Source organism: Pseudoalteromonas sp. TAB23 (assembly GCF_000498075.1).
Lineage (GTDB): Bacteria > Pseudomonadota > Gammaproteobacteria > Enterobacterales > Alteromonadaceae > Pseudoalteromonas > Pseudoalteromonas arctica.
In genome coordinates this window covers 55,783-82,016 of the sequence record NZ_AUTP01000313.1, presented here as the reverse complement: position 1 = coordinate 82,016, position 26,234 = coordinate 55,783, and the positions used below count along the sequence as shown (strand labels likewise).

Here is a 26,234-nt window from a genome sequence, read left to right as displayed (position 1 = left end):
TGAAGTTGAATGTATAATATTTGTTAAATGTGCAAACAAAGTGCAAAAACAACGCAACATAGTACATAGCACGAGATAGAAGCTGATAAAGTTTCTCTAAATGTGTTTAGTACCTTTTTTACTATTTAAATACTGCGACTTAAAAGTACTTAAATAGGCAGTGGAGTTTTATGGATTTTTTATTTCCCGACAGCATGTCTTTATTTTTGTTTTTATTGTTAATGATCACCGCTGGCTTTACTTCTTTTATATCTGCTGCATTTGGTGCTGGTGGCGGATTAATGCTGCTTGTTGTTATGGCGTCGTTTATGCCAATGGCAGTTGTTGTGCCTGTGCATGGTTTAGTACAGCTTGGCTCTAATGCAAATAGGTTTTTACTCAGCTTTAAGCATATTGATAAAAGCATGTTTGTATATTTTGCGTTAGGCGGCTTAGTAGGGGCGGGGTTATCAAGTTTTGTTATTGATGATATATCGCTTGATGCTATGAAGTTAGTGGTCGCTATTTTTGTTATTTATTTACTGTGGGGTAAAACGCCACCTATAAAATTAACCTCTAAGGTGTGGCGTATGGTCGCCGGTGGAATAACTACTTTTATTTCTATGTTTGTAGGGGCAAGTGGCCCATTAGTTGGTAGCTGTTTATATATAAATAATTACGAAAAGTTAAAATTTACGGCAACGTTTTCGAGCATTATGAGTGTGCAGCATTTATTAAAAGCGATAATTTATGGCGCTGTTGGTTTTAGTTTTTGGCAATGGATACCGCTTGTAATTGCCATGGTAATAAGTGGCGCTGTAGGAACTTGGTTCGGAATTAAATTACTTAAAAGGATGTCTGGGGATAAATTTAAGCATATTTTTAGGATAGTTTTAACGTTATTAACGCTACAACTTGGTTGGCAAGGTATAAAAATATTACTCCACTAATTTGCTTAGTGGAGTAAATTTAATTTTATTAAACATAAATTATTTAAGAGGATTAAATAATTCATTGCGCCAAAAAGTTACTGATATAGAGCGACTATACTGTAATTTTTTGCCTTATCGATGAATTACATATTCTTTGTAATAATTGTTCATACGTTTAATTAAATTGGTATTAAAGCTTATTTAACAGCGGCTTTAATTGGCTTGTCGCCATCAAACAACTTAAAAATGCGTTTACTAATAAATGAGTTGGTCGCAATATGTAATAATGCATTGGCTACGTTTTCGCGGCTAATTTTAGCTTCTGAACGATCACTTGGTTGCTGCGTAGTTACTTGCATTGATGCACTATCGTCAGTCAATGTACCAGGGCGAACAATGGTATAATTTAAACCACTATTTATTAGGTGCTCGTCAGCCATGTGCTTAGCAACTAAGTAAGGTTTTAAATCACCTTGAATCGAATCTGGATCGTCAGCACCAATTGAACTGACCATAATAAAGTGATTAACGCCGTGCTCTTTAGCGAATGTAGCTGCTTTTGTTGCAGCCCATAAATCAATGAGTACAGTTTTATCATCGCCTGTACTTCCACCAGAACCAGCAGCAAAAATCACTTGGTCACAGCCTTTCATTGCATCACCAAAATCGCCTTCAAGATCTTGCTCAACAATAGTTAAAAAAGAGCTGTTTAAATCGCTTAACTTATTTTTGTCACGCACTAATGCCACAACATTTTGCTCATTTTCTAAAAGTAGCTCAGTTGTCATTTTACCTATTTGTCCGCTTGCGCCAATAATTAGGGTCTTACTCATAATTAACTCCTTCCAATAAATAGTAAAAGTAATGTGCTTACAAACAGACCTTGGGGTAGGGGATTATTTTTAAAGGGTAAAGAAGAGTTTAAATGAGCTAATTTCAAAAAATACTTTAATTAAAGTGCGATGCTTAACTGAGTATTAAAATTAGCTGCTTTTGGTGTGTTTTTTTAGACCTTTTTATTCAACCATTATGCTCACTTCGGTCACATAACTACGGCGGTATAAACTAATACGGACTTTATGTTCTTGGTAATTATAAAATAAAGTGCGATATGTACTATTGCCATTTGTTTTTGAAGGTTCACCTAATTTTTGCTGATAAAAGCGAGTGATATCAGAAATTGAATCGGTTAAATAACCAGTACGTACCATTGGGTATTCGCTTGCTACATCCATCGTTGTAACAAACTCTTCAGGAAGTGGGATTTCAGTGATGTTTTGGCTGAGTGCGTTAAACGATAGAGTGCATAGCAACACTATTAAAAATGCTAAAGTTTTCATTAGAGTCCTTTGAGTAATAAATTCCTTTTATTGGTACTTATTTTACCTCAATAAGCACCAATGTCATTTAAATTTTATTACGAATTAAGTCTCGCACTATAAACCGGGCAGGGTGAATAGCTTGGCTTACACGTTCGCTTAATGGGCGGGGTTCGTTATTTAAACAACTTACGAGGTGGTCTGCACTTAGCGGTGCGCTGCATAAAGCGCGTGCACCAAAACCGGTAAAAATATGCAGGCCTTGTTGTGGTTTATTAAGTTGCTCATATTGGTAGCGTTTACCTAAACGTAGATTAGCAAAAGCCATTATGTAATCACTTTGCTCGCACCATTGCCCTGCCATTGGTAGGTGATCTATAAATGTGCAGCGAACAGCCGCTTTTGCCGAGGTTATATTGCCAAGGGTGGTGGCAAATTCACTTTGCTGGTAAAAGCTAAGTAGTTGCTCTTGGTTTAATTGGTTGTCGAGCGCTGTAACTTGGCGGCTTTTAGTGTTTTTTTCAAATGTGGCACCCATACAGTGATGATCTAAATAAGCCGGGGTAAAATACCCTTTATGGCATAGCACTGTTTTAAGTTTGCGTGATTGCTCACTTGCCTCAATATGTGAAACCTGACCGCGTACGCCTACTATAGGTAGCGCTTTTGTTTGCTCAAATGCATCGCTGTGCTCGCCTGCACAAATAATTACATCGCTAAAAGGGCCTAGCTGCTCATCATTCGTTAATAAAAACCAACCGTTGTCAGTTTTTTTAAGCTGCTTTATATTGCAGTTAAACACGCTTTTAGATGGGTTTATGCTATTTGCAGCGCTTAGCATAGCGTTTACTAATTGCGGCGGGNCCCAGCCGCCTTGTTCAAAAAACACGCCTGAATAACCTGTCGTTACACCGGCTATTTCATCGCCTTGCTCTGCGGTTACGTTACGCATTAGCTGGGTTGGCCACAGTTGCTTTTGTGCTAAGTTTTCGTGCTTATCAGCGAGAGGTTTTTTCACTGCGTGTTGTAATACGCCGCACCAATCGTAATCAAAGCTAAAGCCGTTTTTGAGTAACTGGTTATACAAACGTTTTGCGTATAAAAAGCTATGTGCAAACAATTCACTGTGTGGCGAGTTTTTAGCTTGTAGGTGAGGGTAAATAGCGCCTTGCACATTGTGCGATGCCCCCATTGCAGGCTTTTCATCTTGGCAGAATAATTGGCTGGTTATGCCTCGTTTAGCCAAGCTGTATAAAATACAGCTACTGGCAATACCACCGCCAATGACCGCTACATTTTTTAAAGTACTGCTATCTTGATTAAAATAAGCGGGGGTTGATTGAGCGTTATTAACATGTTTAAGTTGGCCAGTAAGCATATCTTCTTTTTGATTAAAATTTTTGGCTTTTGTAGTACTAAAGCCAGCCTCTATTAATCCTCGTTGAACAAAGCCAGCGGCAGTAAAAGTCGATAAGGTTGCATTAGCTCTTGTTATATCAGCCATGGAGTTAAATAAACTTTGCTGCCACATATCAGGATTTTTACTTGGCTCAGGCCCATTTAAATACCAAGCATCAACAATTCCTATTTGCGGATAGCTCATTGCTTGTATTGATTCAAGCGCATCACCAAAGTATAAATCGAGAACAACATTGCCATTATTAAATTCGAGCCGGTGGCATCCTTCTAAATTAATTGGGTAGTTTACTGTTAATTGCTCACTAAAATAACTTAAGGTAGGCCAAGCGGTTAATGCTTGTTTTAAGTCTGTTAATGTTAAGGGATTCTTTTCAAACGAAATATAGTGTAGGCGTTTTACGCTTTTTTCACATTCATTTTGAACTTGCATCCGCTCAAGGTGGTCTTTAAAGCGTTGCCACGTATTTAAAAAGTTTAAACCGGTGCCAAAACCGGTTTCGGCAATAACAAAATGTGATTGGTCATGATTTTGTAATCGTACATCTATATTATTTTTCTCATAGTACACATAATGCGATTGAGCTAAGCCATCGTCATTAGAAAAATAAATATCACCGGAGTCATTAGTCAAAGGTGTACCTAAATTATTAATGTGACTATGTGCGTTCTTAATCATAATTTTTTAAATTTATAGATATATTTTTAATTATTTTACGGGTTTTCTTTGTAATAGTCTGGCGTTATTTATAAGCTAGCAGTTCAGAGTACAAGTGTACGCTAGAAAGCTGACCACTTAGGTGATTAAATTCGCGTAAAATAGAATGCAATTAAGTATTAAGCTAAGGGAATTACCCATGAGAAGAGCTGTAATTACAGGTATCGGTGTTGTATCAAGCATTGGTAACAACAAAGAAGAAGTATTAGAATCGTTAAAAACGGGCAAAAGCGGTATCGCTTTTAACCAAGAATTTGCCGATTATAAGTTACGTAGTAACGTATCGGGTAAAATTGATATTGACGTTAAAGCACATGTTGACCGCAAAGCAATGCGCTTTATGGGTGATGCTGCTGCATATTCTTATATTTCGATGACTCAAGCAATTGAAGACTCAGGTTTGTCTGACGACCAAGTATCAAATGAGCGCACGGGTATTATTGTTGGCTCTGGCGGTGGTTCGTCTAAATGGCAGGTAGAAGCTGCTGATATTTTACGTGAAAAAGGCGTAAAACGTGTAGGGCCTTATATGGTTCCACGTACTATGGCGAGCACTACATCTGCTTGTTTAGCAACACCCTTTAAAATTAAAGGTGTTAATTACTCAATTAGCTCTGCATGTGCAACATCTGCGCATTGTATTGGTAATGCAGTAGAACAAATTCAATTAGGTAAGCAAGATGTTGTTTTTGCTGGTGGCGGTGAAGAACTACACTGGACATTGGCAATGGAATTTGACGCTATGGGCGCACTTTCTACTAAGTACAACGAAACACCAGAAAAAGCGTCTCGTACATACGATGCAAATCGCGATGGTTTTGTTATATCTGGCGGCGGCGGTATTGTTGTAGTTGAAGAACTTGAACATGCACTTGCACGTGGCGCGCATATTTACGCTGAAATTGTTGGTTACGGTGCAACATCAGATGGCTACGACATGGTTGCTCCATCTGGCGAAGGTGCAGCACGTTGTATGCGCCAAGCTATGCAAGATGTAGACAGTATTGATTACCTAAATACGCACGGCACATCTACACCTGTAGGCGACGTTAAAGAGCTTGGTGCGATTCAAGAAGTGTTTGGTGGTAAGTCACCAATGATCAGCGCAACTAAAGCAATGACGGGTCATGCCCTCGGTGCTGCAGGTGTTCACGAAGCTATTTTCTCATTATTGATGCTAGAGCACAGCTTTGTAGCGCCTTCAATTAATATTGATGAGCTAGATGAGCAAGCGGCAGGTTTAGATATTATTACTGAGCGTCGTGACGTTGAGTTAAATACTGTAATGTCTAATAGCTTTGGCTTTGGTGGCACAAACGCGACTTTAGTTATGAGTAAGTACAAAGGTTAATTTGAGCTTATAAGCCCTAAATATGTAAACACATATCTGGGCTAAATAGCTTAAAACAAAAAAGGAAAGCCGAGGCTTTCCTTTTTTATTATCGAAAGTTAAATTAACCTTCGTTATGTTCTTTACGCGCTTGCTCAATTTCGTCAGCAATATCTTGCGCTTTCTGCTTAGTTTTTTCAGTTAACTCGCCAGCAGCTTCTTTGCTTTTAATCCATGCATCAACCGCAATCTCTTTGCCGTCGTCGTACATGTCTAAGCCCATTGTTTTACTTTGCTCTAATAGCTCGTTTAAAGACTCATCATTTTTAAGATCGTTAGTTGTCTCTTTAACGTCGTTCCATGCATCACCAAGCTTTTCTTGCATTTGTGCGCTTTTATCTTTTGCATCTTCTTTTACTTCGTTGGCATCTTCACAACCAGTTAATGTAATTAAAGTGCCTAATAAAGCTAAACCTGCTAATTTATTCATGTGCTATCTCCTTTAGAGACTGATAATTAATTCGAGGCAGACTATACAACAATGAAAATGAACGCCCCCGTAACAAAACGATTAAATTTTAAATTAATGAATGAGCACGATTGGCCTCAATTATTTGAACTCGACCAAGACCCCGCCGTAATGCAGTATTTAACGCGAGGTGTACCTACCTCTTTAGAGCAAATAAAAAATGAGGGAGTGCCTCGTATGCTCGCATATAGAAATGAGCTAAAAGGCTGGGGGCTGTGGAGTATCACTCTAAAGCAAACCAATACATTTATTGGCTGGGTATTAATAAGACCTATGAATTTCTTTAGTGATGCACCAAATTACAGCGATATTGAAATAGGTTGGCGCTTTAAACAAGCGAGTTGGGGGCATGGTTATGCAACCGAGGCGGCTTTAGCATTATGTGATGAACTCATTAAGCAAGATGACGTTAAGGCGATGAGCTCAACTGCACTAAAAGATAATACGGCCTCTATAACAATAATGAAAAAGTTAGGCCTGCAATTTATAAAAAATTATACACATACAGATGAGCAAGGCGACTTACCCGCGGTACTTTATTCAAAAAACGTTTGAAGATGATTAAATATCAACAGCATAAAGATTGACCTGTCCTTAAGTGACGTGCATTAATATGGGCAACAAAAATAATAAATTAAGGATGTTGTATGGGATTGTTTTTTTCACCACGTAAATTAATCGTCAAAAGTGTACTGGTTTTACAGTTCGCTGCTTTTAGTGTTTTAGCGCAGCCTTTATCGCAAAGCGCGGTAGCAATGCCTGACTCGTTCAGTGCCGATGCTGCTAAAAGTATATTAGAGCAAGGCGGTAATGCTGTTGATGCGGCTATTACGGCACAATTTGTACTTGCAGTGACGCTTCCTGAAGCCGGGAATATTGGCGGCGGGGGATTTATGCTTATTCAAAAAGATGGCAAAGGCGATTTTATAGATTATCGCGAAACAGCGCCAACAGCGGCTCATCGTGATATGTATTTAGATGAGCAAGGTAATGTTATTGCAAACAAATCAATATATGGCATTCACGCAAGCGGTGTACCTGGCAGTGTAGCGGGTATGTGGCTTGCCCATCAAAAGCATGGCACTTTAAAGTGGGAAGCACTAGTACAGCCTGCTGTAACGTTGGCTGAGCAAGGGTTTGTAGTTCCGCCTAAGTTAGCAATAGGTGTTAGCCATTATATAGCCCATCTAAAAGAGCAAAAAATAAATGTAAACTTTGAAAAATATTTTGCTGATGTAAAAGCCAATAAAGTCTTTAAGCAACCAGAGTTAGCGGCAACGCTAAAGCGTATTCGTGATAACGGCCAAGATGGATTTTATAAAGGCGAAACTGCAAATATTATTGCTAAATTTATGCATCTGCATGGTGGTATTATTAATCAAGATGATTTAAAAAATTATACCGCTAAATCACGTACACCCATTAAAGCAAGTTGGAATGGTTATGAAGTACTTACTTCGCCACCGCCGAGTTCAGGTGGTATTGCTATTTTACAGTGGCTCAAAATGTATGAGTTACAAAAACCAGATGCAGGCTTAGCGCATAACTCGACTCAGTATGTGCACTTACTTTCTGAAATAGGTAAACGTGTATTTGCAGATAGAGCAGAGTATTTAGGCGACCCTGATTTTTTTGATGTTCCAGTAAACGCGTTAACTAATATTAACTACCTCAAAGAGCGCAGTAATGGCATTTCGTTGACCGCTATCTCGACTACCGAAAATATTAAACCGGGCCTTAAAGAAAGTGAGCAAACTACGCACTTTTCAATTGTTGATAAAATGGGTAACGCTGTAGCAAATACCACCACAATAAACCTAGGGTTTGGTAGCGGTGTAGTTGTTGAAGGTGCGGGATTTATTTTAAATGATGAAATGGACGACTTTAGCGCCAAACCAGGCGTTATGAATGTGTTTGGTGCAATAGGCGGTAAAGCTAATGAAATACAGCCACACAAGCGTATGTTGAGTTCTATGACGCCTACAATACTACTTAAAGACAACACCGTTAAAATGGTGACAGGCTCGCCTGGTGGCACAACCATTATTAGCTCTGTGTACGAATCTATATTAAATGCGATAGAGTTTGATATGAGTGCAGAGCAGGTTGTAAATAGCCCTCGTTTTCATCATCAATTGTGGCCTAAAAATATAATTAGAACGCACATTGGTTTAACCGATAGCGTAAAAGCAGAACTCACCAAAATGGGTTACACCATAGACGAGAGACACTTTGGTGACTTACACGTTATTATTAATAAAGAGGGTCAATTAGATGCCGCTTCTGAAGCATCAGGGCGCGGTAAATCAATTGTTTTTTAAATAAAAAAACACCGCGCTAAAAAGCGCGGTGTTTAAAATAATAAAAGCTTATTGAGTATCAATTAAATCTTCAACACCCACTATTAGCCATGGAGCATCGTCTGAAATTAGACGCTCTAAGTGCCAAATTTCTAAAATAGGCTGTTCTTTTTTATCGCCTAAATCACGGTACTTACCTTTAAAGCGAACACTAACCTGCCACGATTGCGCATTTTTATCTGCACGCACAAGTTCGGCATCAATAAACATTACTTCAGTGTCTACACTCTGTATAGCTTCACGCTCAGCTTTAAATTCGGCAACAAGTGCAGGGCTTAAGTATTCAGCCATTGTGGTGTAATCGGCATTATTCCATGCAGTTTGTAGCGTATGGTAATGACTACGGGCACCTTGCAAAAAGCCATTAACGTCAAAGTTAGGTGGTAAATTAAAAGGGACACTTTCACCTTGTGGGGCGCTGTTAGCAAAGCCTGTACTCATTGGCTGCTCGATTGGTGCTTGTTTAAAAGCATTTTGCTGAGCACTTGTACCTGCACTGGCATTTGCAAGTTGTGGGGCACGATTAGCAAGTAAAAAGCCTGTTACTAGCTTAAATAAAATAAATAGTCCGCCAGCTAATAAAATCATTTCTAATAGCTGAAAACCTTCAAAATCGTCGCCTAACATTGCTGCAATTAAGCCACCCGCTAAAAGACCACCCAAAACGCCAGCCATAATGCCTTTTTTATTTGATGTGGCTTTAGGTGCTGCTGTTGGGGTTGTTGTATCTGCTTTTTGTTTTTGTGCTGTTTGTTGTGTTGCAGGAGTTTGTCCACGTTTGCTACTGCCAAACTTTTTACGTGCGTGTGCATCAAAACTGGCAGTACATAATAATGCCAATAATGAAAAAATAACGATGATGTTCTTCATGAAATTCCCTAATTAAAATCGAGCCGCGATTATAATTTACTTTCTTAAGGAATTTAATTAATTACTTTAAAAATCAGAGGTTTTGAGAATAAAAGAAAAGGTTTATTGGTAGGTATATAATCAAAAAACCGCTTAGTAGGGACTAAGCGGTAAATTTGTTTATTTTAAAGCCAACGAATAGCGCCAGTAACGCGTTCGTTATAAGTATTTAGAGGTGCTCCAACACTTGCCACTAAAATAGTATCTGCTTGTGAGCCTCGGTTAATATGACCTTCAAAGCGCTCATCGCGGAAATTATCATCGCCAAAACCAAATGATTTATTTTCAGAAGGTACTATAAATACCGTCATAGGACCAAAGTCAGACTCAAATATCAAATGTAGCCCTTTTTCGCCTTTAAAATCACAAAACATAGCGTAAGTTACATCACCAGGAAGCTCATCAAGATGACCACCTAATACTGCAAGCTTGTCGTTAACGCTTTGTAGGCTAATGGGCTCTTTTTTATCAAGCGCACTAATTTCGTAGTACACATGGGCAAGCGCATGTTCACCCGCTTCGTGTGCAATATTTTGCTCTGTACTAAAAAAGAAGGCACTAATAGCCACTACAAAAGATGCAGCTAATGCAAGGTGCACGCGGTCAAGCTTAAAACGCGAGCGGGCATCAACTACATTTTTTCCTGTTGCTTGCTCTTCTTGTAGTGCTTTTTCTTTTAACGATGTGTTTAAAAGAATGCGGTCTGCAAGGTTTTCAGGCACAGGTATATCTAAAGAGTCTTGAATAAATTTATCAAAATCTTTCATATCATTAATAAAACTTTGTCGCTCTGGGTTATTGTTAGCAAACTCCATGAGCTCCTTGTCAATGTCGTTTGGCTGCGCAATAGTGCGGCGACGAAACTCAAGTTCATCCATTATTTTGATGCCCCTTTAAGTTGTTCATCATCACGGCTTAAAGCCTCTTTAAGTTGATTTCGGGCACGGTATAAACGAGTCATTACCGTGTTTTTATTTAAATTAAGTATGCCAGCGATCTCTTCACCAGAGCAGCCCATTACAACTTGTAGTAATAATGGCTCTCGGTATTCATCAGATAGCAGGGCAATCTGGCGTTGGATAACCGTTTGCTCCATTTCATCATCTAATGAGTGGCTGGTTTCATCAACAAGCGTATCGTTTTCTACGTCGCTGTAATCAAACTGTTTACGTTCAAATCGGCGCGCATTTTCTCTTCGTAATATAGTAAGCAGCCAAGGTTTAGCTGCCTTTTGATCAAGTAAAGAGTCGAGAGAACGCCACGCGCGTAAAAACGTTTCTTGTACTAAATCATCTGCTATGTGCGGATCACGGCATAACCAATAAGCAAAGCGATAAAGCTCTTTATTGTAAACGTGGACCAAGGCTTCATAACGCTTTTGTTTCTCTGCCATATCGATTAAGACCTGATTGTTTGATTTTTTCTTTCCAAGCATAAGCACTTTTTTAATTAAAAATTATTATTTATTGCAAAAAAAGACCTGAGTATCGTAGTTATTAATCATAAAGGTCTTTTAATACAGCTTGTTGCGACTTTGATGATTGAGTTTGATAGTTCTCAAGAATTTTAATAATAGCATTAAGATCCGTGTTTGCGCCTTTGTTACTATAAAGTTGTGCCTGCAATTGGCTAATGAGGCCATTAAGCTCGCTGCTGTTTACGCGGACGCAAAGCTCATCAATAGCGCCAACATTTTTGTGAGTCACCTTTACAGAAAAACTATTTAATGCGGTGTAAAAAGCTTTCACATCGTTCGTTTTGGCTAATGCTTTAAGCTCATTTAAGCTCGGCTGAGAAATATCACGGTTGTTTGGTTGTAATTTCTCAGTCGTATTTTTAGTAGAACGGGTCATTAAGTAAAAAATTACAGTACCAATCCATAAAATATACCCTAAAGCGGCAACAACTATTAACCAAAGAGGAGTATCACTTTTAGTTTCAATACGTTGTGTGCCNAAATTGTTTGGGTTTGATTGTGGGTTTGCCACGGCGGTATTAGGTGCGGTACTACTTGGCGTTACCGTTATAGTGCGCTTTGGTAATGTAGCTACGCTAATACGGTTCATTTTAGTATTAAACCAAGGCAGCTGTATTTCAGGTAAAGTGTAAGTACCTGGTTTTTGCGGCAATAATGCATACGATGCAGTTTGCTGCGATACAACGCGTCCGTCACGTACTGCATTGTTATTTTCTTTTTTATCAGGGTAGCTGCGTATGCCATCAATGGTAGGCATAGAGATTTCAGGTAATTGCTCTTTTGTAACCCCAAGCGCGGTAAGTGTAATAGTACGTGTTATAGGCGTACCTACTTCTACGGTGTTGTCGTTAGGTTGCCATTCTTCATCAAGACTAACTAGCTCGCTTGGTAACCATGCACCTTTATAATCACTCGGAATTGGTTTAATTTCTACTTGCTGATCGTCGCCAAGAGCTGACACTTCTAACTGACGATAATTTTGTTGTACTCGTCCTTGAAAAGAGGGGCCTGCAATAGTGTACGCACCACTTTTTTGCGGCTGAATCAAATACTCGCGAGTAATAACAAGGTAGCGTTTACCATCAACAAGCTCATAGCTCTCAGTTTGTTTACCCAATTGGGTTAGCTGAGCGTCTTCCATACTTGGTGTGCTTAAGCTGCCATCAAGCAGCTCTTTCGCAAGGTAAAGCTTAATAGTGTAAACACCGGCTTCTTGGACAAACAATGAATTACTTGAGAGCGACGTTTTTAAAAATATTTCGTTATTTTTATCTGCATCAACTGAGCGTTTTGCCACTTTTAATTTAATAGGCTGTGAGGTTAACCCTGCAACGCTAAATGCCGGAATAGTGTAATCACCCTCTGCACGGGTCATTAATTTAACTGACCACGTGGTTTGTTTATTAATGCTGCCATTAATAATGTTGGTACGAGAGCTTAAGCTTGTTGGGCCTACCACAAAGTCTTTTAACAGCGATGAGGTGTCTGGTTGCTCGCCTTTAACTGTATCGTCTACCGATATATTAAGCATAAAAAATTCACCCGCTAAAACAGGGTTTTTATCTACGCTGGCTTCTAATTTGGTGGCAGCCCACGAAGGCATCGCACTTAATAGCAATAAACAGCAAAATAATCGCATTACCATGATTTTTCGACTCCTGTAGGGCGACGTTTATATTGTCTTTTTTGGGCTTCTAATTGCATTTTATTCCGTAATAAAATAGCCGGATCGTCCGGGACTTTCCTAAGTAGTTGATTAAGCTGTTGTGCTTTTTCTTTTTCTTCATTAGTGAGCTCACTTGCTTGGGCTTGCATCGCTTGTTGCTGAGCATTTTGTTTTTGCTCATCAGTGGCAGGTTGCTCACTTATTGCTTGTGGCTTACTTTGTTGCTGCTCATCCTCTTTAGGCTGGTCAGCGTCTTTATTTTGCCCTTGCTCACTTTGTGGCTGAGCTTGCATATCAGGTTCATTTTGCTTGTCTGATTGCTCGCCAGGCTCACCTTGTTGATCTTTTGATTGTTCAGACTCTTTATCTGATTCTTTATCAGATTTTTCATCGCTTGAGCTTTGACTTTCGTTTTCGCCTTTTTCAGAATCGCTTTTATCACCATTTTGTTGCTGATCCTGTTTTGACTCATCAGAATTTTGTCCTTGGTTTTGCTCATCTTTTTTCTGGCTATCATCTTGGTCTTGAGAGTCGTCGCCGTCGCTTTGCTGATCTTGCTGGTTTTGTTGCTCTTGTTGATTGAGTAATTGTTCAACTAAAGCTTGGTTGTCAGTTGCTTGTGTAAAGTCGTCTTGTAAGGTTTGGGCTTGTTTGTAGGCTTCAATGGCGTCCTCAAGCTTGCCAGCTTTGGCGAGGGCATTACCGTAGTTGTATAAACCGGTAGCCGACTTATCACTACTAAACTCATTAAGTGCAGCATCAAAATTACCTTGCTGGTAAAGCGCCGCGCCTTTTAACTCACTCGATTGCGCCTGTGTTGCTGCATCGTATTCTTTATTTTTGTAAGCCTCTAATGCACGTTGATCTGCATTTTGCAAAAGAGTAGGAAGCTCTACGGCATACGCATTTTGCTGCGGTAAAAAGCTAAAGGCTAAAAAAGCCCCCAGCAAGGCAGCGCGTCTAAATAAATACAAGCCAAATGGCAGTAATAACAAGAGTCCGTATATACCTGCATCTATTCGCCAAAGTGCGTGGCTTTGTTTTTCGTCTTTCAATAATTCACTTTGTGCATTTGGGGCAAACGTATTTATGTCGTTATTACTAGGCTGGTAACTAGCAAATTTACCACCACTGCTCGATGCTAAATTTTTAAGCTGAGAGGCATTAATTGTAGGTACTACAATTTGGCCGTATCTGTCTTTCAAAAAACCACCTTCAGGTAACTTAATTGGAGCGCCTTGAGCGGTACCTACGCCATATATATTTAATCTATATTGGGTGTTACTGGTAAAGCTACTCACGTCGCTTTGTTCTTGTTGGTCAATACCGTCGGTCACTAAAATAATGTCGCCATCAATATAACCCGCTTGTGTTAATAGCTCTTTGGCCATATCAAGACCGGCTAAAACGTTTGAGCCTTTGTCTGGCATTATTTCAGGGCTTAAGCTTGGAATTAAATTACTGAGTGTTGTGGCGTCGTTTGTTAGTGGCGATATTATATAGGCCGTGCCTGCGTAAGCTACAAGCGCGGTATCACCTTCTTTAAATAGCTCAATCATATCAAGCGCTTTAAAGCGTGATTGCATTAAACGATTTGGTAAAATATCGGTGCTGTACATTGAGTACGACATATCCATGACAATTACACGGGCACTTTTACTTTGAAATACAGGAACTTGTTTTTTCTCAAAGCTAGGCCCAGCACTAAATACAATGCCAAGGCTGCAAAACAAAGCAACTAACCAAAGTGGCTGGCTGGCTTTAGTGTTTGCTTCGCTCATTATAAATTGTGCTAAATGCGGTGCAATTAGCTGCTCACTAGTCGTTTTTTTATGCTTAATTAAGGCGACAAAAAATAATGCCACAGTAGGTATGAGTAACCATAAAAGAGCGGGGCGAATAAATTCAAAATCCATTAGTTTGGCTCCTTTAATGCACGCAGTGTACTAAGCATTACTTTTAAGCTAATAAGTAAAATAGCGATAAGTAACGGGTAGTAGAATAATGAGCTTTGTGGGCGAAATGTTTGTTCATCAGCGCTAATAGGTTCAAGTTTATCAAGCTCTGCGTAAATTTGTTGAAGGCCAGCTACATCTTTGGCTCTAAAGTATAATCCGCCAGTTTGCTCGGCAATCTTTTTGAGTAAGCTTTCATCTAAATTACTGCCACTAGAGCCACCCACATTAAAGAGGCTAAAGCCGCGCGGATTATCTGAGCCAACACCAATGGTGTACACTTTAATCCCTTCTTCGCGAGCTAACAGTAGGGCATCTTCTGGGTTTAAATTGCCCGCGGTGTTTTGTCCGTCGGTTAATAGCACCACAATTCGGTTACTTTCATCTTTATTGGCAAAGCGTTTTACCGAAAGACCCAATGCATCACCAATGGCTGTTGCGCGTCCCACTAAACCAATTTGCGCTTCACTGAGCATTTTACTTACTGTTTTAACGTCGCGCGTGAGGGGGGTTTGTAAAAATGCGGTGTCGCCAAATAATATCAGCCCAAGCCTGTCGCCTTGACGCTGCTCTATAAAATCACTGAGTACGGCTTTTACCATGGTAAGGCGGTCAACATATTGGCCATTGTAAGCCATGTCTTGTTCGGTCATCGAGCCTGATAAGTCAACTGCTAACATTATATCGCGCCCTTCATTTGGTAATGAGATTGGCTCATCTAACCATGTTGGATTGGCAGCGGCAGTAACAAGTAATAACCAAATTATCCATTCGAAAGGATTTAAACGTCGTGCGTGTGGCTCAATGCTTTGGCTGGTTAAATTGTGCTTTGCAAAACTGGGTATACGTAAACGCGTACTGGCATTACTTGCCGCGGGTTTTAATAGTAAAAGTAATAAAGGCAAGGGCAGTAATAAAAATAACCATGGCCAGCTAAATTCAAACATTTACTGACTCCTTTATTTTAAATTGCTTAATACCTTGGCGAAATTTTTCGCACAGTGTTGTATCTTTTTGGCTGGGGTTATACAAGCTTAGTATTTCTTGTTCTGTAAAGCTCAAACCGGTAAGCGTATTAAGTGTTGTGCACCATTTAGAGGTAGATTGCGCAGCAAGGCGCTTGTCGTAATATTCAATCACTAAACGTTTTAAAATAATATGCAGTTGCTGAGGATTTTGCTCACTTTGGCTCAATTGTATTGCGTAGCGTTTAGGCTTTTTAAATTTATGTTTTTTGTAAAATATATAAATAGCTGCGCACAGTGCTAAAAACAGCAGTGCAATAATAACCCACCAAGCAGGGGCGAGTGGCCACCAATTAACTTGGCTTGGCGCTATTATATCGTGCAGGCCATCGAGTGGATTGGTTTGCATGGTTATTTTCTCACTAATTGCAGCTCAAGCGGTGTTGCTGCATTGAATGATATTAAATTAAGACCCGATTTAGTTAAGCGATTAAAGCGCGTACTAAATGCTTGCTCAGCATTTTTAGCAAAGCGTTCTCTAAAGCTGTTATCCATTAATGGTAGGGCAAAGTCTTGACCATTTGCATTAACAGTAACGGCTTGCTTAAACGCAGGTAACTGATGCTCAAATGGATCGCTTATGTGGCAACCAATCAGCTCGCAGTGGCGGCTTAATATTTCGAGTTGTTTAAAGCTGGCATCATCCAGAGCATTAAAATCAGACACTAAATACACTAAGCTGCCTGGTTTTGCTAAATGATTAAGGCGCTTTAGGTTATCGCTAAAGTTGTTAGGGGCTGTTTTATCAATATTGTTGAGCGCTTGCTGGTGGTTGTCGCATAAATTATGACAAAGCTTAAGGACTGCTTTTTCACGGGCGCTGGGTTTTAGCTCCAAATGCGAGTGCTGATTAAACACTATACCGCCAATTCTATCGCCGCGCTGACACGCCGACCATGCAACAAGAGCGCTTATATGCGCAGCTTGCACCGACTTTAACAGTAACTTTGAACCAAACAGCATTGAGTTTGAAAAATCAGTAAATACAAACACAGGGCGCTCTTTTTCTTCTTGAAAGAGCTTTGTGTGAGTCTCGCCGGTACGCGCAGTAACTCGCCAATCAATAGAGCGAATATCGTCACCTTGCTGATAATGTCGCACTTCGGCAAACTCCATTCCTCGGCCTTTGTGCGGTGCAAGGTATTGCCCTGTTAAGGTATTTTTTATTTTTACCTTAGGGGCAAGTTCAAGCAATTGCGCTTTGGCTTTGTAATACATCAGCTCTTTGAGTGCTAAATTAACACCGTGGCTATGGCTCTGTTTGAGCCATGCTTGGGATTCTAATTGTTTTTGCATAACTTATGGTACGGCTACAAGTTCAACTATACGGCTTATTACTTGATCTTTAGTAATGCCATCGGCTTGGGCTTCGTAACTTAAAATAATGCGATGACGCAGTACGTTATGCACAACAGCTTGAATATCATCAGGTGCTACAAAGTCACGGCCTTGAAGCCATGCATGAGCACGAGCACATTTATCAAGTGCTATTGTTGCACGCGGACTTGCACCAAATTCAATCCAGCTACCTAGTTGCGCATCTAATTTAGCGCCTTCACGGGTGGCAATAATAAGTTGTACTAAATATTGCTCAAGCGGCTCTGCTAAATAAAGGCCTAATATTTCTTTACGAGCTGCGAATAAATCGCTTTGACTAATTTTTTGCATTACTGGTTGTTGCTCGTTAAGCGCTTCGCCACGTGTTAAACGTAGTATATCAAGCTCATGCTCTGCGCCAGGGTAGCCAATACTTAGATGCAGTAAAAAGCGATCCAGCTGGGCTTCTGGTAACGGGTAAGTCCCTTCTTGCTCTAGCGGGTTTTGTGTTGCCATAACTAAAAATAGTTCGCTAAGCGGATAAGTGTTTTTACCCACGGTCACTTGGCGCTCTGCCATAGCTTCTAATAGTGCTGATTGTACTTTGGCTGGTGCACGGTTAATTTCGTCAGCTAAAATTAGGTTGTGAAAAAGAGGGCCTTTTTCAAATACAAACTCGCTAGTTTGTTGGCGGTAAATATCGGTACCTGTTACATCAGCCGGTAATAAGTCTGGCGTAAACTGTACGCGCTGAAACGATCCTTCAATACCTTTAGCAAGTGCATTAACTGCACGTGTTTTTGCAAGCCCAGGAGGGCCTTCTACTAATAAGTGACCATCAGCTAAAATAGCAATAAGTAGCGCTTGTGTAAGCTCTGGCTGGCCAATGATTTGTGTATCTAAGTACGTTTTTAATTGTGAAAATGCGTTAGCTGCCATAATAAGTGGACTGTCCTCGTCAGCTGGGTTTGTACCTAATAGTGTTAGGTGATAAATACTGACCTATTTATAAGGTTTATAATTGGGTAACTCAAGAGTTAGACTGTATTTTTTAAAATAGTTCGTTATTTTTTAACGATTTTTAGCGTACCACAAAACTTTGTAAATGCGTCTAAAAAAGCCTATTGTGATAGTCGTAATTAAACACTATTTATATAAATTTGTGTTTATCTATTGGCTTTAGTACACGGGTTGTTTAGAATCGAGGAAAACAAACAGGTCAGACCTGTCAGCGGGAGAGCATAAATGTCTAAGCAAAACATACTAAAAACACCAAAGGGCGACCGTATTGCCATAGTTAGCGGCTTACGTACACCTTTTGCAAAGCAAGCAACAGCGTTTCACCATGTACCTGCACTTGATATGGGTAAATTGGTGGTTAACGAAATGCTTGAACGATTAAATTTCAACAAGTCAGAAATTGATCAACTTGTATTTGGTCAAGTAGTACAAATGCCAGAAGCGCCAAATATTGCACGTGAAATTGTATTGGGCACAGGTATGCCGGTATCGGTCGATGCATATTCTGTATCGCGCGCATGTGCTACCAGCTTTCAGGCTATTGCTAATGTAGCAGAGTCTATTATGGCGGGGTCTGTAAGTGTAGGTATTGCAGGCGGCGCAGATTCGTCATCAGTACTGCCAATTGGTGTTAGTAAAAAGCTAGCAGGCAGCTTAGTTGATTTAAATAAAGCGCGTACGCTTGGTCAGCGCTTGAAAATATTTTCAAAACTGCGCTTAAAAGATTTATTACCAGTGCCTCCTGCAGTTGCAGAGTACTCAACAGGCCTTTCAATGGGGCAAACTGCTGAGCAAATGGCTAAAACACATAATATTAGCCGTGAAGATCAAGATGCATTAGCGCATCGTTCTCACTCACTTGCAACGCAAGCATGGGCTGATGGTAAGTTAAAAGATGAAGTAATGACGGCACATTTACCGCCATATAAAAGCTTTATTTCAGAAGATAACAACATTCGTAAAAACTCAACGGTTGAAGGCTACGCCAAGCTTAAACCTGTTTTTGACCGTCAGCACGGTACTGTTACCGCGGCAAATGCAACACCATTAACTGATGGTGCAGCGGCCGTACTTATGATGAGCGAAAGCAAAGCAAAAGCACTTGGCTATGAAATACTAGGCTACGTACGTAGCTTTGCATTTTCGGCAATTGGAGTAGAAAAAGACATGTTAATGGGCCCAGCTCATTCAACGCCTATTGCACTAGATAGAGCGGGTATTACGCTTGCTGATTTAGATTTAATTGAAATGCACGAAGCGTTTGCATCGCAAACACTTGCCAACATGAAAATGTTTGCTTCAGACAAATTTGCACAAGAGCATTTAGGTCGCAGCAAAGCAATTGGCGAAATTAACATGGATAAGTTTAACGTTAACGGCGGCTCTTTAGCATATGGTCACCCATTTGCAGCAACAGGTGCACGCTTAATTACGCAAAGCTTACACGAGCTTAAACGTCGTGGTGGCGGTTTAGCATTAACAACAGCGTGTGCTGCTGGTGGTTTAGGTGCAGCCTTTGTATTGGAGAGCGCGTAATGACTGATTCAGTATTTAATTTAGCGGTAGATGAAAACAAAATTGCCGTAGTAACGATTGATGTGCCGGGTGAGAAAATGAATACCCTGCGCAGTAGTTTTGCCGATGATTTAAAAGCGTTACTAGAAGACGCTAAATCGCAAAACGTAAAAGGCATGGTATTTATAAGCGGAAAAAGCGATAACTTTATTGCTGGCGCCGATGTGAAAATGCTCGATAGCGTTCAAAAGCGTGAAGATGCTTTAGCGATTAGCGAGCTATGTCATCAAGCGTTTTTTGATATGACAAAACTGCCATACACAACAGTAAGTGCGATTCATGGCGCTGCATTAGGTGGTGGTTTAGAGTTTGCTTTAGCATGTGATTACCGTGTTGGTACCGACAGTGATTTAACAAAAATTGGCTTACCAGAAGTACAACTTGGTTTACTTCCAGGTGGCGGCGGCACCCAGCGCTTAACTAAAATTGTTGGTATTCAAAAAGCACTAGAGTGGATGCTAACAGGTAAACAAATTCGTCCTACGCAAGCTAAAAAAGCAGGCGTGCTTGATGATTGTGTACCGCACAGTGTGCTGTTAAAAGTTGCAAAAGAATTTGCGACTAAGAAAAAGCCACAAGCAAAAGAGCCAAGGCTCGACAATATTAGTAAATTACTAGAGTCAAACCCGTTTGGTCGTAACTTTATCTTTAAAAAAGCAAAAGAAAACGTACTTAAAAAAACGGGCGGGCACTACCCAGCACCACTAGCTATTATTAAAGCAGTGCGAGCTAGTGTAGAGCTTGATGAGCTAAAAGCGTATAAAACAGAAGCTGAAAGCTTTGCTACACTTGTAATGAGTGACGAATCTAAAGCGCTTCGCGGTATTTTCTTTGCAACCACTGAAATGAAAAAAGAGTGGCGCAATGATGACGCACCCGCAATAAGCAAAACTGCTGTTTTAGGTGGTGGACTAATGGGCGCAGGCATTGCGCACGTAAGTGCTGTTAAAGCTAAAGTACCGGTACGTATTAAAGATGTAGCAGAGCAGGGCATTAGTAATGCAATGAGCTACACCTATAAAATTTTAGACAAGCGCCTTAAACGTCGTATTATGTCTAAAGCTGATGTGCAGTTAACGATGAACCGTATTACAGGTACAACTGACTACAGTGGCTTTAAACACATTGATTTAGTAATAGAAGCGGTGTTTGAAGATCTTGCACTTAAGCAAGGTATGGTTGCAGACGTAGAGCAGCAATGCCAAGCAAATACAATTTTTGCAAGTAACACGTCATCATTACCAATATCGCAAATTGCAGCGCAGGCAGCACGTCCTGAAAATGTAATTGGCTTGCATTACTTTTCACCAGTGGAAAAAATGCCATTAGTGGAAATTATTCCACACGAAGGTACGTCTCAAGAAACAATTGCCCGCGTTGTTAACTTTGCACGTAAGCAAGGTAAAACGCCAATTGTTGTAAAAGACATGGCCGGTTTTTACGTCAACCGTATTTTAGCGCCTTACTTAAACGAAGCTGCTAACTTAATGTTAGCAGGCGAGCCAATTGAAAAGATTGATGCAGCGCTTGTTGAGTTTGGTTTTCCGGTAGGCCCGCTGGCTCTACTTGATGAAGTAGGGATTGATATTGGCTCTAAAATTGCCCCAATTCTTGAAAAAGAATTAGGCGAGCGTTTTAAAGGCCCTGATGCATTTATGCGTATGATTGATTCAAAACGCCTTGGCCGTAAGTCTGGTCGTGGTTTTTATGAATACGATAAAAAAGGCAAAAAGGTTGATGAGTCAGTTTACGAACTATTGGGTGTTACCCCGGCTCCACGTTTAAACAAGAGCGAAATTGCTAAGCGTTGTGTATCGCAAATGCTTAACGAAGCAGTACGCTGTTTAGATGATGGCATTATTGCCAGCCCACGTGATGGCGACATCGGTGCAATATTTGGTATTGGTTTTCCACCATTTTTAGGTGGCCCGTTTAGCTATATGGATAAATTAGGCGCAAGTAAAATAAGCTCTGATATGTCTACATTAGCTAACAGCGATGTTAACTTTGCACCATGTGAATCACTGGTAACAATGGCAAGCTCTGGTGCTACTTTTTATAACGCAACACATGTTGAGGTTGTAGCTCCTGAAGTACAAAGCACTGAGTCACAAGAGCAAAGTGTAACTGAGCCTGAAGTTATTAAAGAGATTGAAACGAAAGAATAAAGTTTCTGCTATCTAAAAAAACCGCATTTAAATGCGGTTTTTTTATAGTTTTTATAAATAAATGAGGAGCTTAATGACATTATTTACACAAAGATTGAGCATGTATCAAATGGAAGAATCTGATTGGCCTCTTTTTCTAGCGCTTCATCGCGATCCTCAAGTCCTTAAGTATTGTTTTGATATGCCAATGGAGTCACTGGTAAGAAACCGCTTTGAGATACGCTTGCCTAAGTGGAATGCTAAATCACGTCATCCACTGTGTTTACTCATTATTAATAATCAAACAAAACAACCTGTGGGTGTTACAGGCTTTGCCTATGACGGAGAAACCGCAGAGCTTGGTTATTTATTATTGCCAGAGTATTTTAATAAAGGCTACGCGACAGAATCCCTAAGAGCTGTGATTGACTGGGCTTGGAAAGAATGTGGTATTAGGCAGTTTAAAGCAGTCGTAACGCGTGGCAATATTGGTTCTGAAAAGGTGCTTGGTAAGTGCGGTTTAACCCATACCGATACACTTTTTAAAGTGCATACAATAGGCGAAAAGTTATATGACGATTTAATTTATACGCTTAAGGTGTAGGGTTTTAATGGGCTAGTAGCCTAGCCCAAAAAGTGTTTACAAGTGAAGTGAAATAGCTTTTCGGTCTTTTTCTGGCATGTTTTCTACGACTAAATTAAATGAGTTATCAATCATTCTCTCAATTTCAACTTGTGGAATTGTGCCGTCTAAAATTACTGTGTTCCATAAGCGTTTATTCATATGGTAACCAGGGATCACTGCCGGGAAAATATCACGCAATGATATTGCTTCATCAGGATCGCACTTTAAGTTAAGCCACCAAATAACCTCACCATCATCATTCGTTTGACCGTCATTGCCAATAGCAAGAGTCGCAAACATTTTATGATTCACTTTATATACATCAACCTCTTGCGCAAATGGTTTTGTAACCTGAACAAGTGGTTTTTTAACTAAATACTCATGTACTTTTTTCTGGTCCATGATCCATTCCTTGAAGTCATACTCGGTAAAGCTACCATAGCAGTTTTTTTCACATTTGATTATATGTATTTTAGTATAAATTAAAATTTTACAAGCTAATACAACATGTAGCGTAAAACCAACGTAATTTTAGTTGAACAAAATCCAGTTCGTGGTATGTTTCTGGCAATCAAAAAAATAATAGGAATTCACACATGCCAAAGGCGAGTGATGTTAAAAAAGGTACTGCTATTGACTTCAATGGCCGCGTTTTAGTTGTAAAAGATATTGTGCGCTCTGTGCCGCAAGGTCGTGCTGGTGGTAGTTTATACCGTATGCGTTTATACGATGTGGTAACCGGTGGTAAAGTTGACGAAACATTCAAAGACAGTGACATGCTAACGCTGGCTGATTTAACACGCCGTGAAGTAATGCTATCGTACATTGATGGTGACGAGTATGTGTTCATGGATAATGAAGATTACACGCCTTATAACTTAAGCAAAGATGCTATTAGCGAAGAAATTTTATTTGTTAATGAAGAAACACAAGGCGTACACGTAATTGTTATTGATGGTGCGCCAGTAGGGCTTGATTTACCGTCAAGTGTTGAACTTGTTGTTGAAGAAACAGACCCATCTATCAAAGGTGCATCTGCGAGTGCTCGTTCAAAACCTGCACGTATGTCTACTGGCTTAAATATTTCTGTGCCAGAGCATATTTCAACAGGTGACCGTATCCGTATTAATACTGTTGAACACAAATTTATGGGTCGTGCTGAAAAGTAACTTGTAATACCAACCTGCATAAATCTTTGATCAATTTAACGAATTAAATTGCACTATAACGTCGTTAAAAGTTTTTTATTTAGAACAACTAGATATAAAAACTTTTGCCTAGTTCTAGCGTAATTTTCTTAACGTTAAATAGACCCCACATATAAGCAGATTGGTATAAATTATAATTTTAAAAGCCGAACCTGTGTTTAACAGGTTCGGCTTTTTTGTGCGCGCGGGGGATTTGTTACTTTAAATTTAATCACGTTAGCGTTAGAATAACCGCCGTATTTTTGAGCAACTTTAAAGGGTAATTTTGTTTATATTTTTACTAAGCATTACATTTATAGCTTTAATGTATTTAGAAGCCATTAAAAAAGGTATGCCAATTAAGCGATGGCTTATTTTAGGCGGTTTACTTGGCCCTGTGGCCTGGTGCTTGTTTAATCTACATTATCGTCGTGCTTTAGTTAGAAATGTAGGAATAAATGCATGTATATGGCGGCCTTAATTTATCGACGCCACATTTTTATTTTTTCTAATTAAGCTTGGGGCTGCTTTAGTTTGTTGCTGCTTTAAAAATTCAGTAAATTCACTTTTTGATAGTGGCTTAGAATAGTAATAACCTTGTACTGTTTCGCAATTAAGCTTTTTAAGTATATCAATTTGATGAGCTTGTTCTACACCTTCAGCAACTACATGCAAATCAAGGTTATGCGCAATAGTGACTATTGAGTCGACCATATTACGCCCACGCTCGTTGGTCATGTCATCTATAAATGCTTTATCTACTTTAAGTGTATTAAGCGGAAATTGCTTTAAATACGCTAATGATGAATAACCAGTACCAAAATCATCCATTGCTAAATGAATACCTCGGGCACTTAACGAACGCATAATTGCAATGGCTTCTTTAGGGTCGTCCATTACAGTACCTTCTGTTATTTCAAGCTCTAAAAAGTAAGAAGGTAATTCGTTTTTTTGCAAAATAACGTCAATACGAGAAGTTAAATCGGGGAGGCTAAATTGCTTTGCTGATAAGTTGACAGCTACTCGGCCGCTAAATAAACCGCTATCTAGCCATTCTTTTACGTCTCTGCAGGCTTTGTTTAATACAACTTCGCCAATTTCAATTATTTGGCCCGTTTCCTCGGCTATGGGTATAAACACGCCTGGACTAATAATACCTTTTTTGGGGGTGATAAAGCGTACTAATGCTTCCATTCCGGTTAGCTTGCCTGTGCGAATATTCATTTTTGGTTGGTAGTACACTTCAAAATGATCTTCTTTTAAACCAAAGCGCATGAGGTTTTCTATTTGTAGCCGTTTAACGGCTTGGCGGTTCATCGTGTCGTTAAAAAATAAGTAGCTGTTACCTTTCTTTTTAGCATGATACATCGCGGTATCTGCATTTTTTAAGAGCAGTTCAGGCGTATTACCGTCTTCTGGGAATAATACAATGCCTACACTTGAGGTGATTGCCAGTTCGTGGCCAGCCATTTTAAATGGTGTAGCAATGGCTGCCAAAAACTGTTTTGCCATGCGTGTAATTACATGTATGTCGTTAGTGTCAGACATTACAAGAGCAAACTCATCGCCGCCTAAACGATAAAATACATCATTTTCGCGGGTTAGTTTATTTAAGCGCATCGCTAATTTAGCTAATAAGCTGTCACCTAGTTGATGCCCTAACGAGTCATTTATTTTTTTAAAGTTATCTAAATCGAATACAAGCAAGGCGTGATGCGAGTTGAGCTTTACCAGCTTTTGCAAATCAGTAAAAAATAAATTTCGGTTAGGCAGACTGGTTGTGCGATCTCGATTCGATAAGTTATGTAACTGCGATTCGGCTTTTTTACGCTCTGTTAAATCTGAATAAACAACGACATAATTAGTTATTTGATTTTGATCGTTTTTAATTTCGTCTATCGATATTTCTATAGGCAATAAAACACGCTCACTATTACGAAGCTTCACTTCTTGTTGGATATGTTCGCGCTCTTTTACTATTTCAATAATTCTGTTTGTGTAGCTTGGCTCATACCCTGATAGGTTGAAATCTTTTCCTAAGTATTGCTCGCGTACGCCACCAAACAAGGTTAAAAAACTCGGGTTTATATCAACCAGTTTAAAGTTTTTATCATAAATTGCTAAGGCGTCAGTGAGCGATTCAACACATTTAGCAAAAAGGTTTAAGCGCTCTTCCGTTGATTTTAACTGTGATATATCGCGAACGGTACCTGTCATTCTAAGGGGTGATAAGTTGGCGTCTTTTTCAATTATTTTTCCGCGATCGAGTACCCAATGCCAACGACCAAATGTATCTTTGATTCGGTAGGTGGCTTCAAAAAAAGCAGACTGCTCTGCAAAGTGTACTTTTAACAAGTGCTCAACGTTATTAATATCGTGAGGGTGAATAAGGCCTTTGTTTGGCGGAAACCCCATTAAGGTAGTCGAATCCATTAAGTACTTATCGTTAATACGAATAACTTCGCCTGTTTTTATGTTCCAGTCCCAAAGTGTATCGCCGCTACCTTCTACAGTACTTTTAAGGCGTTTTTCCGAAAGACGGAGTTGACGACGTGAGCGTCTAAGTTTGTGGATTACAAATAACAGGTAGGGCAAAGCAAGCGCTATAATGGCGCTTGCTAGTATAAGTATATTGTCGGAGTTGTAATTAAATGATGACTCAAAGGCAAAAAGCTCAAATGAGTAAGCAAGTACTACAAGCATGCTTAGTTTTATTATTATTTTTATCATTTTTTTATTACTTCTAAT

General features: G+C 39.6%; 24 protein-coding genes. 9 read left to right on the top strand and 15 right to left on the bottom strand.

Translation table 11 applies throughout. The features are described 5' to 3' along the window. Positions 1 to 170: 170 nt before the first annotated feature. Positions 171 to 929: a sulfite exporter TauE/SafE family protein gene (locus L654_RS0120380; protein ID WP_024591657.1), complete on the top strand. Its 759-nt coding sequence runs from the start codon at positions 171 to 173 to the stop codon at positions 927 to 929. Between the two features lie 179 nt (positions 930 to 1,108). On the opposite strand, the gene L654_RS0120375 is transcribed toward L654_RS0120380, so the two are convergent. The 3 genes from L654_RS0120375 to mnmC all read right to left on the bottom strand — a co-directional run bounded on the left by L654_RS0120375 (position 1,109) and on the right by mnmC (position 4,325). Then, entirely contained in the window at positions 1,109 to 1,744 is a 636-nt protein-coding gene (locus L654_RS0120375) for an NAD(P)-binding oxidoreductase (protein ID WP_024591656.1), read from the bottom strand. Positions 1,745 to 1,927: 183 nt separating this feature from the next. After that, positions 1,928 to 2,251 carry a hypothetical protein gene (locus tag L654_RS0120370; RefSeq protein WP_024591655.1) on the bottom strand — a complete coding sequence of 108 codons (324 nt, stop codon included), beginning with the start codon at positions 2,249 to 2,251 and terminating at the stop codon, positions 1,928 to 1,930. Positions 2,252 to 2,318: 67 nt separating this feature from the next. Continuing rightward, on the bottom strand, positions 2,319 to 4,325 hold the full coding sequence (gene mnmC / locus L654_RS0120365) for a bifunctional tRNA (5-methylaminomethyl-2-thiouridine)(34)-methyltransferase MnmD/FAD-dependent 5-carboxymethylaminomethyl-2-thiouridine(34) oxidoreductase MnmC (protein WP_024608916.1): 2,007 nt from the start codon (positions 4,323 to 4,325) through the stop codon (positions 2,319 to 2,321). Between the two features lie 178 nt (positions 4,326 to 4,503). On the opposite strand from mnmC, the gene fabB reads away from it, so the two are divergent. Continuing rightward, a complete protein-coding gene (gene fabB, locus L654_RS0120360; protein WP_007582000.1) occupies positions 4,504 to 5,715 on the top strand; it encodes a beta-ketoacyl-ACP synthase I in 1,212 nt (403 codons plus the stop codon). A 103-nt stretch (positions 5,716 to 5,818) separates the two neighbouring features. Here the strand turns inward: fabB and L654_RS0120355 are convergent, their stop codons facing one another. Then, positions 5,819 to 6,184 carry a hypothetical protein gene (locus tag L654_RS0120355; protein WP_024591652.1) on the bottom strand — a complete coding sequence of 122 codons (366 nt, stop codon included), beginning with the start codon at positions 6,182 to 6,184 and terminating at the stop codon, positions 5,819 to 5,821. 51 nt (positions 6,185 to 6,235) lie between these two features. Here L654_RS0120355 and L654_RS0120350 point away from each other — a divergent pair, with 51 nt between their 5' ends. Both L654_RS0120350 and ggt read left to right on the top strand, forming a co-directional pair. Then, entirely contained in the window at positions 6,236 to 6,778 is a 543-nt protein-coding gene (locus L654_RS0120350; protein ID WP_024608915.1) for a GNAT family N-acetyltransferase, read from the top strand. A 92-nt stretch (positions 6,779 to 6,870) separates the two neighbouring features. After that, positions 6,871 to 8,544 (top strand): gamma-glutamyltransferase, encoded by a 1,674-nt coding sequence (ggt, locus tag L654_RS0120345; protein WP_024608914.1) that lies wholly within the window; start codon positions 6,871 to 6,873, stop codon positions 8,542 to 8,544. Between the two features lie 48 nt (positions 8,545 to 8,592). Here the strand turns inward: ggt and L654_RS0120340 are convergent, their stop codons facing one another. The 9 genes from L654_RS0120340 to L654_RS0120300 all read right to left on the bottom strand — a co-directional run bounded on the left by L654_RS0120340 (position 8,593) and on the right by L654_RS0120300 (position 17,871). Then, positions 8,593 to 9,453, bottom strand: coding sequence for a TIM44-like domain-containing protein (locus tag L654_RS0120340; protein ID WP_024608913.1), 861 nt, complete (start codon positions 9,451 to 9,453; stop codon positions 8,593 to 8,595). Between the two features lie 164 nt (positions 9,454 to 9,617). Beyond that, on the bottom strand, positions 9,618 to 10,370 hold the full coding sequence (locus tag L654_RS0120335) for a DUF3379 family protein (RefSeq protein WP_024608912.1): 753 nt from the start codon (positions 10,368 to 10,370) through the stop codon (positions 9,618 to 9,620). Then, positions 10,370 to 10,927: a sigma-70 family RNA polymerase sigma factor gene (locus L654_RS0120330; protein ID WP_032827217.1), complete on the bottom strand. Its 558-nt coding sequence runs from the start codon at positions 10,925 to 10,927 to the stop codon at positions 10,370 to 10,372. Before L654_RS0120330 ends, L654_RS0120335 begins: the two co-directional genes overlap by 1 nt. Positions 10,928 to 10,988: 61 nt before the next feature. After that, on the bottom strand, positions 10,989 to 12,614 hold the full coding sequence (locus tag L654_RS0120325; protein ID WP_024608911.1) for a BatD family protein: 1,626 nt from the start codon (positions 12,612 to 12,614) through the stop codon (positions 10,989 to 10,991). Further along, on the bottom strand, positions 12,608 to 14,551 hold the full coding sequence (locus tag L654_RS0120320; RefSeq protein ID WP_024608910.1) for a VWA domain-containing protein: 1,944 nt from the start codon (positions 14,549 to 14,551) through the stop codon (positions 12,608 to 12,610). The genes L654_RS0120325 and L654_RS0120320 overlap by 7 nt, the downstream gene beginning before the upstream one ends. Next, positions 14,551 to 15,537: a VWA domain-containing protein gene (locus L654_RS0120315; RefSeq protein WP_024608909.1), complete on the bottom strand. Its 987-nt coding sequence runs from the start codon at positions 15,535 to 15,537 to the stop codon at positions 14,551 to 14,553. The genes L654_RS0120320 and L654_RS0120315 overlap by 1 nt, the downstream gene beginning before the upstream one ends. Next, positions 15,530 to 15,964, bottom strand: a complete 435-nt coding sequence (locus tag L654_RS0120310) for a DUF4381 domain-containing protein (protein ID WP_004335624.1) — start codon at positions 15,962 to 15,964, stop codon at positions 15,530 to 15,532. Before L654_RS0120310 ends, L654_RS0120315 begins: the two co-directional genes overlap by 8 nt. Before the next feature lie 2 nt (positions 15,965 to 15,966). Beyond that, entirely contained in the window at positions 15,967 to 16,911 is a 945-nt protein-coding gene (locus tag L654_RS0120305; RefSeq protein ID WP_010554656.1) for a DUF58 domain-containing protein, read from the bottom strand. Positions 16,912 to 16,914: 3 nt separating this feature from the next. After that, positions 16,915 to 17,871 carry a MoxR family ATPase gene (locus L654_RS0120300; RefSeq protein ID WP_004335627.1) on the bottom strand — a complete coding sequence of 319 codons (957 nt, stop codon included), beginning with the start codon at positions 17,869 to 17,871 and terminating at the stop codon, positions 16,915 to 16,917. A 306-nt stretch (positions 17,872 to 18,177) separates the two neighbouring features. Here L654_RS0120300 and fadI point away from each other — a divergent pair, with 306 nt between their 5' ends. From fadI to L654_RS0120285, 3 genes are all read left to right on the top strand, one after another. Beyond that, positions 18,178 to 19,488: an acetyl-CoA C-acyltransferase FadI gene (gene fadI / locus L654_RS0120295; RefSeq protein ID WP_024608908.1), complete on the top strand. Its 1,311-nt coding sequence runs from the start codon at positions 18,178 to 18,180 to the stop codon at positions 19,486 to 19,488. Next, complete coding sequence (fadJ, locus tag L654_RS0120290; protein WP_024608907.1) at positions 19,488 to 21,695, top strand: fatty acid oxidation complex subunit alpha FadJ; 2,208 nt, start codon at positions 19,488 to 19,490, stop codon at positions 21,693 to 21,695. The genes fadI and fadJ overlap by 1 nt, the downstream gene beginning before the upstream one ends. Positions 21,696 to 21,768: 73 nt before the next feature. Next, positions 21,769 to 22,278 (top strand): GNAT family N-acetyltransferase, encoded by a 510-nt coding sequence (locus tag L654_RS0120285; protein WP_024608906.1) that lies wholly within the window; start codon positions 21,769 to 21,771, stop codon positions 22,276 to 22,278. Between the two features lie 36 nt (positions 22,279 to 22,314). On the opposite strand, the gene L654_RS0120280 is transcribed toward L654_RS0120285, so the two are convergent. Next, positions 22,315 to 22,701, bottom strand: a complete 387-nt coding sequence (locus tag L654_RS0120280; protein WP_024608905.1) for an MmcQ/YjbR family DNA-binding protein — start codon at positions 22,699 to 22,701, stop codon at positions 22,315 to 22,317. 194 nt (positions 22,702 to 22,895) lie between these two features. Between L654_RS0120280 and yeiP the strand changes: the two genes are divergently transcribed. After that, on the top strand, positions 22,896 to 23,468 hold the full coding sequence (gene yeiP, locus L654_RS0120275) for an elongation factor P-like protein YeiP (RefSeq protein ID WP_007580599.1): 573 nt from the start codon (positions 22,896 to 22,898) through the stop codon (positions 23,466 to 23,468). Positions 23,469 to 23,772: 304 nt separating this feature from the next. Next, the gene (locus tag L654_RS0120270; protein WP_024608904.1) at positions 23,773 to 23,967 is read left to right on the top strand and encodes a hypothetical protein; all 195 of its coding nucleotides are present in this window, start codon (positions 23,773 to 23,775) and stop codon (positions 23,965 to 23,967) included. On the opposite strand, the gene L654_RS0120265 is transcribed toward L654_RS0120270, so the two are convergent. Further along, on the bottom strand, positions 23,964 to 26,216 hold the full coding sequence (locus tag L654_RS0120265; protein ID WP_007580604.1) for an EAL domain-containing protein: 2,253 nt from the start codon (positions 26,214 to 26,216) through the stop codon (positions 23,964 to 23,966). The two genes, L654_RS0120270 and L654_RS0120265, sit on opposite strands and share 4 nt — an antisense overlap. Between the last annotated feature and the right edge of the window lie 18 nt (positions 26,217 to 26,234).

Excerpts from the sequence above, each read along its gene's own strand:
- yeiP (WP_007580599.1), top strand. The coding sequence starts at position 22,896 with ATGCCAAAGGCGAGTGATGTTAAAAAAGGTACTGCTATTGACTTCAAT.
- L654_RS0120320 (WP_024608910.1), bottom strand. The coding sequence starts at position 14,551 with ATGGATTTTGAATTTATTCGCCCCGCTCTTTTATGGTTACTCATACCT.
- L654_RS0120340 (WP_024608913.1), bottom strand. The coding sequence starts at position 9,453 with ATGAAGAACATCATCGTTATTTTTTCATTATTGGCATTATTATGTACT.
- fabB (WP_007582000.1), top strand. The coding sequence starts at position 4,504 with ATGAGAAGAGCTGTAATTACAGGTATCGGTGTTGTATCAAGCATTGGT.
- L654_RS0120310 (WP_004335624.1), bottom strand. The coding sequence starts at position 15,964 with ATGCAAACCAATCCACTCGATGGCCTGCACGATATAATAGCGCCAAGC.
- fadI (WP_024608908.1), top strand. The coding sequence starts at position 18,178 with ATGTCTAAGCAAAACATACTAAAAACACCAAAGGGCGACCGTATTGCC.
- L654_RS0120380 (WP_024591657.1), top strand. The coding sequence starts at position 171 with ATGGATTTTTTATTTCCCGACAGCATGTCTTTATTTTTGTTTTTATTG.
- L654_RS0120375 (WP_024591656.1), bottom strand. The coding sequence starts at position 1,744 with ATGAGTAAGACCCTAATTATTGGCGCAAGCGGACAAATAGGTAAAATG.
- L654_RS0120335 (WP_024608912.1), bottom strand. The coding sequence starts at position 10,370 with ATGGATGAACTTGAGTTTCGTCGCCGCACTATTGCGCAGCCAAACGAC.
- L654_RS0120265 (WP_007580604.1), bottom strand. The coding sequence starts at position 26,216 with ATGATAAAAATAATAATAAAACTAAGCATGCTTGTAGTACTTGCTTAC.
- L654_RS0120315 (WP_024608909.1), bottom strand. The coding sequence starts at position 15,537 with ATGTTTGAATTTAGCTGGCCATGGTTATTTTTATTACTGCCCTTGCCT.
- L654_RS0120350 (WP_024608915.1), top strand. The coding sequence starts at position 6,236 with ATGAAAATGAACGCCCCCGTAACAAAACGATTAAATTTTAAATTAATG.
- L654_RS0120280 (WP_024608905.1), bottom strand. The coding sequence starts at position 22,701 with ATGGACCAGAAAAAAGTACATGAGTATTTAGTTAAAAAACCACTTGTT.
- L654_RS0120285 (WP_024608906.1), top strand. The coding sequence starts at position 21,769 with ATGACATTATTTACACAAAGATTGAGCATGTATCAAATGGAAGAATCT.
- L654_RS0120305 (WP_010554656.1), bottom strand. The coding sequence starts at position 16,911 with ATGCAAAAACAATTAGAATCCCAAGCATGGCTCAAACAGAGCCATAGC.
- L654_RS0120300 (WP_004335627.1), bottom strand. The coding sequence starts at position 17,871 with ATGGCAGCTAACGCATTTTCACAATTAAAAACGTACTTAGATACACAA.
- L654_RS0120370 (WP_024591655.1), bottom strand. The coding sequence starts at position 2,251 with ATGAAAACTTTAGCATTTTTAATAGTGTTGCTATGCACTCTATCGTTT.
- L654_RS0120330 (WP_032827217.1), bottom strand. The coding sequence starts at position 10,927 with ATGCTTGGAAAGAAAAAATCAAACAATCAGGTCTTAATCGATATGGCA.
- fadJ (WP_024608907.1), top strand. The coding sequence starts at position 19,488 with ATGACTGATTCAGTATTTAATTTAGCGGTAGATGAAAACAAAATTGCC.
- ggt (WP_024608914.1), top strand. The coding sequence starts at position 6,871 with ATGGGATTGTTTTTTTCACCACGTAAATTAATCGTCAAAAGTGTACTG.
- L654_RS0120355 (WP_024591652.1), bottom strand. The coding sequence starts at position 6,184 with ATGAATAAATTAGCAGGTTTAGCTTTATTAGGCACTTTAATTACATTA.